Genomic DNA, 13,464 nt, shown 5'->3' with positions numbered 1-13,464 from the left:
GCCCGTCAATCGGGGTAGTGGTTTTTGCTTTTGGAACCCTCATCCAATGTCAGCAAAACAAAAAGGAACCGTGTGCGAATCACGGGCAGTCGTGCTACTGTAAGTGCCGGCCCTGCAAATTTCAGGGCAATTTTTACCCTCGCGTCCCATTGAGATCAAAGGCAGCAAACCGGAGAAATCGAGAAGGGCGGTAAAAATGGTGCAAGCCAGGAGACTTGCCGCTACTCTCAATGGCCTTTCTCTCACGTCAGGAGAATTGTCACGCATTGATTTACTCAAAATACATATTTCCATATGCCAATGCACGATCGTTCGCAAACTGGCTGCCCGGATGACTGTATTCAGTACTGATCAATCTTTTTATCAAAGTCAAATCAGGATGGGAGGGTGTTTTCAAAGGGTTTTTATTAACTCTTAAACACAATTGCTATGTTGTCACACAACCTCGGTTACCCACGCGTCGGTAGCCAACGCGAACTCAAAAAAGCCAGTGAACAGTATTGGGCTGGAAAGATCAACCGGGATGAACTTCAAAAAACCGCCCGGAAGATCCGTCATCAGAACTGGGAGATCCAGAAAAATGCAGGCATTGACCTGATCCCCTCCAATGATTTTTCTTTGTACGATCAGGTACTGGATACGTCGATGATGGTCGGTGCTATCCCGGAACGTTATTACCAGCTAATCGATGGAAAGTCAAACAACGAGCTCGATCTTTATTTCGCGATGGCGCGGGGTTTCCAGCGCGATAATACAGATGTGAAAGCCATGGAAATGACAAAATGGTTTGATACAAATTACCATTACCTCGTTCCGGAATTTACTGCAAATCAGAAATTCAAGCCATATTCCGACAAGGTACTGCTTGAATTTGAGGATGCATTGCAAAAAGGAATTACTACCAAGCCAGTTTTGATTGGTCCGGTAACTTACCTGCTATTGGGTAAGGAAAAGGAGGCTGGTTTCGATAAAATAGATCTGCTAGACAACCTTTTGCCGGTGTATATATCGGTTCTCAAAGAACTGTCGTCGAGAGGAGCGGAATGGGTACAACTGGACGAGCCCGGCCTTGTTCTGGATCTGACAGAAAAGCAAAAGCTTGCATTTCAGAGCGCATATGCGCAGCTCCGGGAAGCATTACCGACGTTGCGCATTCTGGTAGCCACGTATTTCGGGGCACTTGAAGACAATTTGTCGACTGCAACTGCATTGTCGGTTGATGCCCTGCACATTGATCTGACGAGGGGCGCGGAAACGCTTCCAGCCATTCTGAATGATGAAGATTTTGTTTCATCAACTAAAAAGCTCTCGTTAGGAGTAGTTGATGGCAGAAATATCTGGAAAAATGATTATCAAAAATCGCTGGACTTCATTACAAAGGCAGTGGAAGTTTTAGGTGAAAATCGAGTGATGGTGGCACCTTCATCTTCCTTGCTGCACAGTCCGCACGACCTGGATTTGGAAACGAATGTGACGGTTTTGACCCTGGAAATAAAAAACTGGATGGCTTTCGCAAAACAAAAACTGCATGAAGTTTCGGAAATAACTGCACTCGCTAAAACCGATTGGAAGAGTGAAAATGCATTTGTTGAAAACCAGACAGCCATTGAAAGCCGCCGCAATTCTTCATTAATCCATAAACCACATGTTAAAAAACGCGCAGAGGAGATTGTAGATCGTGATTTTGAGAGATTGAGCACTTTTCCGGAGCGTCAGGCTATTCAGCTTGAAAAACTAAAATTGCCTCTTTTCCCGTCCACGACAATCGGCTCTTTTCCGCAAACCGATGACGTCCGTCAACTGAGAGCTAACCTGAAAAAGGGCGTTTTGACCCAGGACGATTATGAAGATCGGATCCGGGAAGAGATTGTGAAGTCTCTCAGATGGCAGGAAGATCTGGGCATCGACGTGCTGGTTCACGGGGAATTCGAACGGAATGATATGGTCGAGTACTTCGGCGAAAGTTTGTCCGGATTTGTTTTTACACAAAATGGATGGGTACAAAGTTACGGCAGCCGTTGTGTGAAACCTCCGATCATTTTTGGAGATGTAGAACGTCCCGAGGCGATGACCGTAAAATGGTCTGCTTTTGCACAAGCCAATTCTGAAAAACTGGTAAAAGGGATGCTGACTGGCCCGGTAACGATTTTGCAATGGTCATTTGTGCGAGACGATCAGCCGAGAAAGGATACTGCATTCCAGATCGGCCTGGCGATCCGTGATGAAGTTGTCGACCTCGAAAAAGCCGGTATCAAGGTTATTCAAATTGACGAACCTGCCATTCGGGAAGGATTACCGTTGCGGAAACATGCGTGGAAAACGTATTTAACCTGGGCTGTGGATGCATTCAGGCTTAGTGCCGCAGGTGTCGCTGATCAGACGCAAATCCACACGCATATGTGTTATTCGGAGTTTAATGATATTATCGATTCCATTGCGGCCATGGATGCCGATGTGATTACGATTGAGACTTCGCGTTCGCAAATGGAGTTACTGGATGCATTTGCCAACTTTAATTATCCAAATGAGATTGGCCCTGGTGTTTATGACATTCACTCGCCGAGGGTTCCGACGGTGGATGAAATGGTGTTTTTGTTAGAAAAAGCACTGAAAGTGATCCCAGCCAGAAACTTATGGGTAAACCCGGACTGCGGCTTGAAAACACGAAAATGGCCAGAAACCGAAGCCGCTTTGCGCAATATGATTTCAGCAGCTAACTTGCTCCGTGAATCAGTTGTGGCGGTGAGCCAGGGGTAGGTTGGCATTTGTCAGGACGGTCAGGGATGGTCATTTGTTGTCACTTATTGTCATTTGTTGTTCAGGATTGTTCGAAATCGATCAAAATGGTTTGGAGTTGTTTTGGGCTGTTTTAGAACATTTTTTTTTAGAATATTTAATTAACCACATCGAACTACCCCAAACAACCCACGACAATAAGTGACAACAAATGACAACAAATGTCCACCCCTGACCATACAATTACCAAAACCAAGAGAATTTTGACACTAGAAGAAAAGATTACCGCCTCGGAAGCAAGGGTTTTTAAAACTGTTTTTCCAAATAATACCAACCATTACGATACGCTTTTCGGTGGAACCGCATTATCGATGATGGATGAAGTAGCGTTCATTGCTGCCACACGGTTTTCCAGGCTGCGTTGTGTTACAGTTTCTTCGGACCGCATTGATTTTACTCACCCCATTCCGGCTGGGACGATCATCGAACTCGTCGGAAGAGTTGAGACGGTCGGCAACACCAGTATGAAGGTGAGAGTCGATATTTTTGTCGAGAAAATGTATGAAGAAGGTCGGGAGAAGGCTGTGACCGGTATTTTTACGTTTGTGGCTTTGGATGAGGCACATAAGCCTACAAAAATACTAGCCTAATGGTGCAGGCAATCTGAAATTTACGGTAGATAATTAAATGCATTAAAGTTTTTGCGGATTACTATATTTGCATATAACCTGTCCGTTTTTAACGCTCGTAATGAAGTTGCGCTTATTTCTTTTTTCTGCGATATTCTTCCTCATCCTTTTCCTCCTCACGGAGATTTTGCTTCGATTAACTCTGGTTTTCTTTGGTTATCCCTTTTTCAAACCTTCCGACAATATTTATAAAAGTTACTATACCAATCTGGATCCCGTCCGGCAAAAAGATATAAAGAGTAACGATGATATTTTTGACGTCCTGATTCTCGGAGGATCTGTCGTAAGTACACCCTGGTCTAACCTGGAAGCCCGCCTGGATACAATCCTTAAAGATGAATACAAAGACAGAAAATTCGCATTCTACAATATAGCGGGCGCAGGTCATACTTCACTTGATAATGCTCTCAAGTATACATTACTGGACAAGCAGCGTTTTGACCTGGTTTTTTACTATGAGGCCATTAATGAGAACCGGGCTAATAATATTCCGGCGAAAGATTTCAGACAAGATTACTCCCATATCCAATGGTACGACGGGATTTACCTGCTGCAAGCCCATCCCGAAATTAATATTACAGTCATCCCGTATGTCGTCGACAAAGCGATCCGGTTTATACGGGATAACATTAAGAAAAGGGTTTTTATCAGTCAGGATAAAGTAGATCCGGCTTATGCGGTTTTCGGTTCAGACATTAAAACAGCGGTACCTTACCAAAAGAATATCGAGCGTTTGATCAAAACCGCGGCGTCGCGCGGGGATAAGCTGGTGCTGATGAGCTATGCAAGTTATTTTCCACCCAATGTGAAATTGACGGGCAAGGAAAAAGACATGAAACATTTCGCAGGCTGCCGTTTCGCGTCCCCGGTCACGATATGGGGACTTCCTGAAAACGTGCACAAAGGCATTGAAATACACAATATGGGACTACGGAAGTTGGTTAAGAAATACCGGATGCCGTTTTTGGATATGGAAGCAACAATGCCAAAAGATTCGACTTTATTCTGTGACGTATGCCATGTGAGTGAAGCTGGTGCTCAAAGGTTTGCTCATGAAATGGCAGGATTTATTATACGTGAAAAGATCGTTAAATAAGCTGGAATGACTATTAAACTCCTGTTACCATTGGCAGACAAGGTCTCCCTGAATTGCACGGTTGAGCAAAATGCTTAACTTGCACGCCTTTTGGACGGTATAGGAGTAACTGTACACATAATTTAAACACTTAATGAAAATTCTAGGTATTTCGGCCTTCTATCATGATTCTGCGGCAGCTCTTATTGATAACGGTGAAATTGTAGCAGCAGCCCAGGAAGAACGGTTTACCCGTAAAAAACACGATCCAGGTTTCCCCTCCAATGCGGTATCATTTTGCCTGGAATACGGCGGTTTATCCATTAACGAGCTTGATGCAATCGTTTTTTATGACAAACCTCTCCTGAAATTCGAAAGATTACTCGAAACGTATTATGCTTTTGCCCCCAAAGGAGTAAAATCCTTTTTAACCGCAATGCCGGTATGGATCAAGGAAAAGATGTTCTTAAAACGTCTGATCAATGAGGAGCTGGTTAAGCTTGGGTACGACAAAAAGAAAAAAGTAAAAATGCTCTTCCCTGAGCATCACTTGTCGCACGCAGCCAGTGCGTATTACCCATCTCCATTTGAAAAATCGGCTATTCTGACAATCGACGGGGTGGGTGAATGGGCGACAGCCTCCATTTGTCTCGGCGAAGGAAAGGATATCAGTATTTTAAAGGAGTTGCGATTCCCGCATTCACTTGGTCTGCTATATTCAGCATTTACTTATTTCTTAGGTTTTCGGGTGAATTCCGGCGAGTACAAACTCATGGGACTTGCACCTTACGGAGATCCGCATTCTCCTGACATTAAAAAGTATGAGGAAATCATACTGAGAGACCTTGTCGATTTAAAAGAAGATGGTTCCGTTTGGCTTGATCAGGAGTACTTTGATTATGCAACCGGCCTGAAAATGGTGAATGAGCATAAATGGGAGGCTCTTTTCGGATTCAAAACAAGAAGGCCGGAAGATCCGCTAGAAGCCATGCATTGTAATTTGGGTCTTGCAATTCAGAATATCACGGAAGAAGCGGTGATCAGAATGGCGAAAGAAGCGAAACGATTAACAGGTGCTGATTATTTGTGTATGGCTGGCGGTGTTGCATTGAATTGCGTATCAAACGGCAAGCTTCAGAAAGCCAATATTTTTAAGGACATTTTCATTCAACCTGCTGCGGGTGATGCCGGTGGCGCATTAGGAGCGGCGCAAGCTGCGTACCACATTTATTTCGGTCAGGAAAGAACAGTTACCTGGAAAGCAGATGCAATGAGAGGTTCTTATCTGGGTCCAACCTTCTCGGATCTGGATGTGGCACTGACTGCAAAAAAATACAAAGCAGTTTACACTTACTACGATAATTTTCAGGAACTTACGGATGAGGCTGCGAAATTACTTGCCGAAGGAAATGTAGTAGGCTGGGTGCAGGGACGCATGGAATTCGGGCCGCGTGCATTGGGTGGACGAAGCATACTGGGAGATCCAAGAAATGCCGAAATGCAGAAAAAACTCAACCTCAAAATTAAATACCGCGAATCTTTCCGGCCATTTGCGCCATCCGTTCTCGCGGAAGAATGCTCCGATTATTTCGATTACGATGGAATTTCACCTTACATGCTGCTGGTTCATCCAGTAGCTGAAAGCCGCCGCAAGCCGGTTCCATCTAATTATGGTTCGCTTGATCTTCGCGAAAAGCTTTACTTCGAGCGCTCCGACCTCCCATCAATCACGCATATTGACTATTCCGCGCGGATCCAGACAGTCCATAAAGATACCAATCCGAGGTATTACGATCTGATTCATTCCTTCAAGCAACTCACTGGCTACGCGGTAATCGTTAATACCAGTTTCAACGTTCGCGGTGAACCGATTGTTTGCACGCCCAATGACGCTTACAGGTGTTTTATGCGTACCGAAATGGACTATCTGGTGGTTGGTAATTTCATTTTCAACAAGAAACAACAACCGGAGTGGCTTGAAAAGGACAATTGGAAGGAAGAGTTCGTTTTGGATTAATTATCCTTCCATGATTAACATCACTAATGGCATCTAAAATTTTTACAAGCCTCGTTAGAATGATCTTTCTGGGGCTGCTTTTTATCTTTTTATTTTACCCGGACAAATTTCACATCAAATTTGATTATCCCGGTTTCCCGCAAAGCGACAGCTGGTATGTCAGGCTTGCCAAATTCTCTTTCTGGTTCCTGCTGATCATCGAGATCCTCCGCATTTTCTATTATGGGGTGGTCAAAAGTAAAGCGAAAGGATTGATTGCGAATATTGTAACCATTGTCATTCCGTTAGTGGTTACACTTATTTTTCTCGAGATCATCTTCATGTACATCCCGCAAAGTCATGAAGGCGTTTTGTCAAAGGCATCACAGATCTGGTGGGAGAAATATTGGAACCCGGTGAATACGCTTGGTTACCACGATAAAGAAATAAAGCAGGAATCAACCAAGAAAAATGTACTGGTTATCGGAGATTCTTTCGCCGCCGGACATGGATTGAAAGATGTAAACGAACGCTTCTCCAATATGCTTGAAGCGAAGTTGGGGCCTGATAAATATTCGGTCTATAATCTTGGAATGTCGGGAGCAGACACGCGCGACGAAGCAAAGAGACTCGCGGAATTCCCCGTTAAGCCGGACATTATCATTCTTGAGTATTTCCCGAATGATATCGAAAAGGTCGGACGAGAAAAGGGATTGACATTGTCTGGCGCTGAACCATATGCGGATTTGACGGGGCCCATGGCGACAATTGTGAAAAGGTTTTATCTGCCGAATTTTATCTACTGGCAGTTGCCTCATACCGGTTTCAGCACATTTGAAAAGTTTGTACAGACTGCGTATACCGATTCAACCGTTCTTAATGCGCATCTTCGCGATCTCTCCAAGATGACCGAATACAGAGATAGCACAAATGCTAAAATGTACGCCGTGTTTATCCCGTTTTTGTTTCAAATTGAAAAAAGTGCTGGGTATACAAAGCCGGTTGAAGATTACCTCCGTTCGAAGGGTGTAACCGTAGTCGGGATAAATGATGGTATCACTAAAATTCCTGAGAAAGAGCGTGTTGTGGGAAAAAATGACGGTCATGGAAGTGCAACCCTGAATGCATTGATCGCCGACAGACTTTACAATGCGATGAAATGATGCATTGATTTAATGAATTGAAGTAACGTAATTTTATAATTTAATCTAAAACATTAAAAGGAAATGGATTTTTTGACAGACTTGTTTGCTTTTATGAAGGAGCGCAAAAAATGGTGGCTTGCTCCGGTGATTATCGTTCTGCTCCTGATCGGGGTTCTGATCGTGATTGGTGGTGGGTCCGCAGTGGCTCCATTTATCTATACTTTGTTCTAAAATTCGTGGTCTGTTTCGCAGGCCTGAATCAGAGACTAAAACTAGTTGCGCTGGTATCTTCATAAGTACCAGCGCGTTCAAATTTTTCCACAAATCAAATGAGTGAGTCAGATAAGACCAAAGCCCAGCTGGTCATCGTAACCGGATTGCTGGTATTGTATTATATTTTTAAGTCGAGATATCCTTATTTCATCGTTGCCGCAGCTGCGATTGGAGTGATAAGTCTGGCAATTCCCGTTGCGGGGGATTTGATCGTAAAAGGCTGGTATAAACTGGCGGAGATATTAGGTGCGATCAATGGCAAAATACTCCTTTCACTTGTATTTTTTGTCGTACTTTTTCCGGTAGCGGTTTTTGCTCGGATGGGTAAAAAGAAAAATCCACTGGGATTGAAGAAAGAGTCAGGTAATTCCGTTTTTACAGAACGAAATCACAAATATTCCGCGAAAGACCTTGAACAGGTCTGGTAGTGAAAAGTTAAGTTAATAAGATCAAAAAGGCCTGGTTCAGGCCTTTTTTTTGCGGCATGCCCGATCGTACAATAGCTGAAGCATACCGTCTTTGAGGCCGACGTCAGGAACGTGGATGACTTTTGCACCAGCCCATTTCATCGCAGACAGATAAATGTCGCCGGCCGGAACAATCACATCTGCGCGGTCGGGGTTGAGTTGCAATTTATTCACACGCTCATCGAATGTGAATTTCGCAATGTAGTCCCTCATTCTTTCAATTTCGTCAATGCTTGTGGAACTCTCGGTTAGTTTGGATGAGAGATCAAAAAGTTTGTTAATGTTTCCACCCGTGCCAACTGCCTGAATCGGCAAATTATAGTCGACATTCTGATTAATCCATTCTTTGATTTTCAACCAGGAATTCTTGGATTCCTTTCCTTCCAAAAGCCTGACGGATCCGAGTTTGAACGATTTCGCAATGATTTTGACGCGGTCTTTATATAAGTTGAGTTCTGTGCTGCCGCCACCTACGTCAATGTGAATGTACTGACCTTCACTCAGCGATTTCACAACGACATTATTTACAAGCTCCGCTTCGCGCTGACCATCAATGATTTGAATATGAATACCGGTACGTTGCGCAATGTGGTCGCGTACTTCAAAACCATTTTCAGCTTCACGCATTGCCGAGGTAGAACATGCCATAAAGTCGTCCACTTCATGCAATTCCATGAGCAGCTGATAAGCCAGCATAAGTTTCATCAGCCGGTCCTCGCTCATCGAAGAAATCCTTCCCTGAGTAAAAACATCATGGCCCAATCTTAGCGGAAAGCGGACGTATTCTACCTTTTTAAAACGAGAGATACCTTCATCCTGCAACACAGATGAGATTTGCATTCGGGCACCATTGGATCCAATATCTATTGCAGCGAATTTCAAGCAGTATGGTGGTAGGGAGTGAATAAAGACCAAAAGTAGAACTTTCACGAACAAGTTTCTACACCTCCCGTGAAAGTTAAAGATCCTTATTTACATTTTTCGCCCGATCTGATACAGAAGTTTCAGTTTCATGCCCGGGCCAGCAGAGTGGCTTAGCGGGGTGAGTGGTTGGAAATAAGTAAACAAATATCCTTCCGCCTGTATCACGATCGGATGCCATGTTTTTTCAATACCCATTGAAAAATTAACGGAATTAATGGCCGGCGAATCGGTCTTTTTGTCAAAAGCCTGGGTGAAATAGGCATTGTTCGGAGCCTTGCAATCGAATGAAATGTTTTCTTTGGATTTCAATGTGATGTTCGTTCCCACTCCCGCATAATATGCCCAGTTATCCTTGATATCGTTCCGGAATGCGATAGTCAGCGGAATTTGAACCAGGGTTGGGTTGACTTTAATATTATACACTTCGAAAGCCAGCGGAACCTGATCGGGATGCGTTCTTTTAAAGTCTTTCCGGTTTTTCTCACGAAATATTTTCTCCGTAAAAAACTCCATTGGTTTCACTTTCAACCAGCTGATGCCTGCGGTAATGGAAAATTTCTTGGCAAGCAGTACTTCCCCAACTACCGTTTTTGCCTGACCATTCCCTTCAATGTGGATTCCACCTCCAAAACGGTAAGGTACTTTGATATTGAATTTTGGAATTACATTATCGGCTTTGGCAGTTTGTTCGACCTTTTTATCCGAAGCTGTATTTGCATTGCTGGCGATATGAGTACTGCCAATATCTGTTTTTCGGGCATTCAAGGATTGTTGTACCTGCCTGGAAGAAATCCTGCTGGCGAGCCCATAATTCATTTTTCTTGATAAATAGGATGAGTTACCCAAAGTTGTGACACCGCTAACCACCATTGGCTCAAATTCGCGGTTTAGCACCCGCTCATTGGCATTTGCTGTCAGGCTCTCATTTTCAGATGCAGCACCCGATTCCGCAATGGTTTTTTCTGCATGAGTAATCGTTTTGTCGTGACCATAAATCTCAGAGACTATTTCTGCGACATTTTCGCTCGGATCGGAGGTAGTATTTAATACAATGTTGTTAGTAGCCCGGTTTGCATCCCTACCATTCGTAATGGCGAATTGGTCACTCCGCACGGTATTTTTCTCAACGTAAATCCTCCCGGGCGCCTTTGCAGCTTGCTGCTCATTATTCGTAAATTGTTCTTTTTGAACAAGATAAACCGTATCCGTCTTTCCTGCGATTGTTGGCTGGTTCTTAATTACCTCAATCTGATTTTTAAGATTCTTTACGTCTGATACCAGGCTGTCGTTTTGCGAGAGCTGGTTAATGTACATAAATGACATGACCGTCGTGATCGATGCGGCAGCTGCGTAGCCAATCCATGAGCCGTATTGTTGCCAGAGAGATGGGGGCGTGTGGACCTGCATGTATTGCTGCATTTTGGCCCAATCCTGCTCCTGAAAGTCTGGCTGGATACTCTCTAATTTTCGGCGTATAGTATTTTCAAATAGATTAGTTTTCATTTCCTCGGAATGACTTTACGGCCCAATCACTTGGGAAGAGATGTGGGTAATATTGTTTAATCAAATGCTGCAAACGAGCTCTGGCCCGAACATAATGCGAACGCACCGTAGCTTCGTTGAGCTGCAGTAAATCGGCAATTTCCCTGTGATTGTAGCCATCTACAACATACAATAAAAAAACATTTTTGTAAACAGGCTTGATCCGTTGAATAAGTTCAAGGATTTCATCTGCGGTAATCTGACTGATAATGTCTTCATCAAATTTGGGATAAGGAGCGTCTTCCAGTGAAATGACGTCCTCGCTGTGCTTTTTGTGCTTCCGGTAATAGCTGATGGCCGTATTTACCATGATCGTCCTCAGCCATGCTTTGAATGGATGATTCGAGTCATATTTTGTCAAATTGTTGAAAACTTTCAAAAATCCTTCGTTTAAAACCTCCTCAGCCTCCTCAGTTGTATTCGTATAGCGAAGGCAAATGCTTTTGGAATACCCGAAAAATTGTTTGTAAAGATGCCTCTGCGCCTGACTGTTTCCAGCAATGCAGGCAGCCACAACTGAGTCGAAGTTGTGCTCGTCAAAGGATATTTTTCTTCCAAATAGCAAAGTCAGGGTATAATGTTGTCAGGGATTGAATTCTTGAATAAGGTTACGCTTCGGTTGTGGAGATTGTTGCAGGTAATGAGTATTTAATTTAAAACTACCTATTTTTGACATCAAAGTTTGGGCAAAGTCGATTTTTACACACCCTGCATGACTGTTCTGAAGGTACTAAGTTTCCTATCCAGTTTATTTTTCATCGGCCTGTTTTTCTTCCTAGTAGCGTCGAATTCAGTTGATATTCCGGTTGGCGATGATTTTTATTGTTTGCTGCTTTTTGCGCAAGAATTTCACGATTCGGACAGCCTGCTCAAAGGCTGGTCGCTGCTTACCGAGCAATGGGTGGAGCACCGCATTCTGTTTTCTCGCCTGACGGCCCTCATTTCCCTTCTGATCCATGGACAGGTCAATTTCGTGACCATCATCTTGTTGGGCAATTTGACACTGGTCGCCATGACGGTTTTATTCGGCTTTTTTCTTCGCAAAGTCGGGCAGTTTTCATGGTTTTACTTACTGCCGGTTGTATTAATTCTGTTTAACCCGGCGGCATTCGAGGGAAACGTATGGGCGGGAGCGGCAACGGTTTACATGCCAGTCTGTTTTCTCGGGTTACTCACCATCTATCTGGTGGCCCAGGGATCCAAGACCGCTTTTTTTCTCGGAATTATTACAGCATCCATTGCTACGTTCTCTTTTGGGAATGGGATGTTCGCGTTTTTTTCCGCATTCATCGTGTTGCTGTACCTGAAAGAGTTCAAAAAAGCGGGGATCTGGGCAACTGTGGCTGTTTTGATGGTATGTTGCTATTTCTACGGTTATGGTGTGCATAGTGCGACGAAGTCATTTGATTTGTTCGTGCACTTTCGGTATCCCATGTATATCATCTATAATCTGCTGGTCTTTATCGGAGGTGTTTTTAATCTCATTGATAATACGAACTCACATTTTCAGGCCGAGAATCTGCCTTCCCTGTTAATGGGCCTGATTTTACTGGTAGTAATTCTGATAGGTGTTTTTATATTTCTTTTTCAGGATCGGCCGGTATATACTCCACGAACGGATACACGCAAACCAAAGGTAATCTGGCTTGGAATGGCGCTTTTTATCCTGCTTACCACCCTCGCGATGACCTACTCGCGAACTTTTGGGGAAAGCATGAATACCGTTTCCAGCAGGTACCGGATTTATTCCATGCTGTTTTTCATCCTTGCGTATTTGTGGTGTTTCATGTTTTTCAAAAATAAAAAGGCAGTAGCGGCAGGTTACGGATCGATAGCGTTGCTTTTGCTGGGGTTTAATTATTTTATGAATTTTGATAAGCTTGCCAATTTCAAGTCTTCATTTCTGGCAGGAGTTTACAATTATAAAGTAAATCACGACTGGGTTATCTACCGGCATACCGCGTACTATGCGCCTGCCAGCGTTGCGGTAAGTGACAGCATTTCGAAGGCAGATGAGCCAGTATATCGTTTCAAGAATGCATTTCCGGAACTGACACTTTCAAGCATTTTGAATGCCAAAGAGTTAAGCCATGTAACAGTCACCAAGTCAGAAGGTTGTATTGATAAAAAAAGCAATTGCATTTACGTGGCTTCGGATCATTTTCCGGAAACTCCCAACAATCACAAAGGCATCTACCTGGTTTTTTACAATCAGAAAAATATATATCTGCTTCCCTGCGATCCTGTAAAAAATGGAAAAGTCAAAATGCTGACAAGTTTCCGCTACTTCAAAAACGGCTTCGCGACACAAGTGGATTACGATTTCATACGTCCCGACGGTGATGGATATAAGCTGGCCATTTTCTGTCCATCCAATCGCGGTGACAAAATCATGAAGATCAACGATCCGCTTTAATGGTTGCCTGTTTCTTATATTCCGGCAAGTCGAATAATCACAAAATGGAATAAAAAGTAGCCGGACGTTGCAACACACCGCTTTTTCATGGCGTAAATGAGGAAAATACTTGATCAGAAAATACAATTATACGACGTGTACGAACCACAGGTAATTGGTAAAACGTCATAAAAGATTTTTGTTAGGGGTGAGTTGGAATAC

The 13,464-nt window shown here is 43.5% G+C and carries 12 protein-coding genes and 1 riboswitch; of the genes, 8 read left to right on the top strand and 4 right to left on the bottom strand.

Annotation, left to right across the window (positions count from 1 at the left end; translation table 11 throughout):
* The first annotated feature begins 1 nt into the window (after position 1).
* A riboswitch (cobalamin riboswitch) is annotated at positions 2 to 238 on the top strand.
* Positions 239 to 271: 33 nt separating this feature from the next.
* Entirely contained in the window at positions 272 to 397 is a 126-nt protein-coding gene (locus LZG72_RS29180; protein ID WP_255701030.1) for a hypothetical protein, read from the bottom strand.
* Between the two features lie 32 nt (positions 398 to 429).
* Here LZG72_RS29180 and metE point away from each other — a divergent pair, with 32 nt between their 5' ends.
* From metE to LZG72_RS14545, 7 genes are all read left to right on the top strand, one after another.
* Entirely contained in the window at positions 430 to 2,757 is a 2,328-nt protein-coding gene (gene metE, locus LZG72_RS14575; protein WP_233873549.1) for a 5-methyltetrahydropteroyltriglutamate--homocysteine S-methyltransferase, read from the top strand.
* A gap of 242 nt (positions 2,758 to 2,999) precedes the next feature.
* Entirely contained in the window at positions 3,000 to 3,386 is a 387-nt protein-coding gene (locus tag LZG72_RS14570) for an acyl-CoA thioesterase (protein ID WP_233873546.1), read from the top strand.
* A 100-nt stretch (positions 3,387 to 3,486) separates the two neighbouring features.
* The gene (locus LZG72_RS14565) at positions 3,487 to 4,521 is read left to right on the top strand and encodes a hypothetical protein (RefSeq protein WP_233873543.1); all 1,035 of its coding nucleotides are present in this window, start codon (positions 3,487 to 3,489) and stop codon (positions 4,519 to 4,521) included.
* A gap of 133 nt (positions 4,522 to 4,654) precedes the next feature.
* Positions 4,655 to 6,517, top strand: coding sequence for a carbamoyltransferase (locus LZG72_RS14560; RefSeq protein WP_233873540.1), 1,863 nt, complete (start codon positions 4,655 to 4,657; stop codon positions 6,515 to 6,517).
* Between the two features lie 26 nt (positions 6,518 to 6,543).
* Positions 6,544 to 7,659 carry an SGNH/GDSL hydrolase family protein gene (locus LZG72_RS14555; RefSeq protein ID WP_233873537.1) on the top strand — a complete coding sequence of 372 codons (1,116 nt, stop codon included), beginning with the start codon at positions 6,544 to 6,546 and terminating at the stop codon, positions 7,657 to 7,659.
* A 63-nt stretch (positions 7,660 to 7,722) separates the two neighbouring features.
* Positions 7,723 to 7,872, top strand: a complete 150-nt coding sequence (locus LZG72_RS14550) for a DUF5989 family protein (protein ID WP_015812275.1) — start codon at positions 7,723 to 7,725, stop codon at positions 7,870 to 7,872.
* Positions 7,873 to 7,970: 98 nt separating this feature from the next.
* Positions 7,971 to 8,342: an SxtJ family membrane protein gene (locus tag LZG72_RS14545; RefSeq protein WP_233873534.1), complete on the top strand. Its 372-nt coding sequence runs from the start codon at positions 7,971 to 7,973 to the stop codon at positions 8,340 to 8,342.
* Positions 8,343 to 8,378: 36 nt separating this feature from the next.
* Here LZG72_RS14545 and LZG72_RS14540 read toward each other — a convergent pair whose 3' ends face one another.
* The 3 genes from LZG72_RS14540 to LZG72_RS14530 form a co-directional block, all read right to left on the bottom strand.
* A complete protein-coding gene (locus tag LZG72_RS14540) occupies positions 8,379 to 9,263 on the bottom strand; it encodes a Ppx/GppA phosphatase family protein (protein WP_233873531.1) in 885 nt (294 codons plus the stop codon).
* A gap of 90 nt (positions 9,264 to 9,353) precedes the next feature.
* The gene (locus LZG72_RS14535) at positions 9,354 to 10,808 is read right to left on the bottom strand and encodes a hypothetical protein (protein ID WP_233873528.1); all 1,455 of its coding nucleotides are present in this window, start codon (positions 10,806 to 10,808) and stop codon (positions 9,354 to 9,356) included.
* Positions 10,798 to 11,412, bottom strand: coding sequence for an RNA polymerase sigma factor (locus LZG72_RS14530; RefSeq protein WP_233873525.1), 615 nt, complete (start codon positions 11,410 to 11,412; stop codon positions 10,798 to 10,800). Before LZG72_RS14530 ends, LZG72_RS14535 begins: the two co-directional genes overlap by 11 nt.
* 147 nt (positions 11,413 to 11,559) lie before the next feature.
* Between LZG72_RS14530 and LZG72_RS14525 the strand changes: the two genes are divergently transcribed.
* Complete coding sequence (locus tag LZG72_RS14525; RefSeq protein WP_233873522.1) at positions 11,560 to 13,263, top strand: hypothetical protein; 1,704 nt, start codon at positions 11,560 to 11,562, stop codon at positions 13,261 to 13,263.
* Positions 13,264 to 13,464: the final 201 nt, after the last annotated feature.

The sequence above is a fragment of the Dyadobacter sp. CY323 genome (assembly GCF_021390245.1).
Classification (GTDB): Bacteria; Bacteroidota; Bacteroidia; order Cytophagales; family Spirosomataceae; genus Dyadobacter.
This window is presented reverse-complemented; position numbering and strand designations above follow the sequence as displayed.

Excerpts from the sequence above, each read along its gene's own strand:
- LZG72_RS14525 (WP_233873522.1), top strand. The coding sequence starts at position 11,560 with ATGACTGTTCTGAAGGTACTAAGTTTCCTATCCAGTTTATTTTTCATC.
- metE (WP_233873549.1), top strand. The coding sequence starts at position 430 with ATGTTGTCACACAACCTCGGTTACCCACGCGTCGGTAGCCAACGCGAA.
- LZG72_RS14560 (WP_233873540.1), top strand. The coding sequence starts at position 4,655 with ATGAAAATTCTAGGTATTTCGGCCTTCTATCATGATTCTGCGGCAGCT.
- LZG72_RS14535 (WP_233873528.1), bottom strand. The coding sequence starts at position 10,808 with ATGAAAACTAATCTATTTGAAAATACTATACGCCGAAAATTAGAGAGT.
- LZG72_RS14555 (WP_233873537.1), top strand. The coding sequence starts at position 6,544 with ATGGCATCTAAAATTTTTACAAGCCTCGTTAGAATGATCTTTCTGGGG.
- LZG72_RS14565 (WP_233873543.1), top strand. The coding sequence starts at position 3,487 with ATGAAGTTGCGCTTATTTCTTTTTTCTGCGATATTCTTCCTCATCCTT.
- LZG72_RS14545 (WP_233873534.1), top strand. The coding sequence starts at position 7,971 with ATGAGTGAGTCAGATAAGACCAAAGCCCAGCTGGTCATCGTAACCGGA.
- LZG72_RS14550 (WP_015812275.1), top strand. The coding sequence starts at position 7,723 with ATGGATTTTTTGACAGACTTGTTTGCTTTTATGAAGGAGCGCAAAAAA.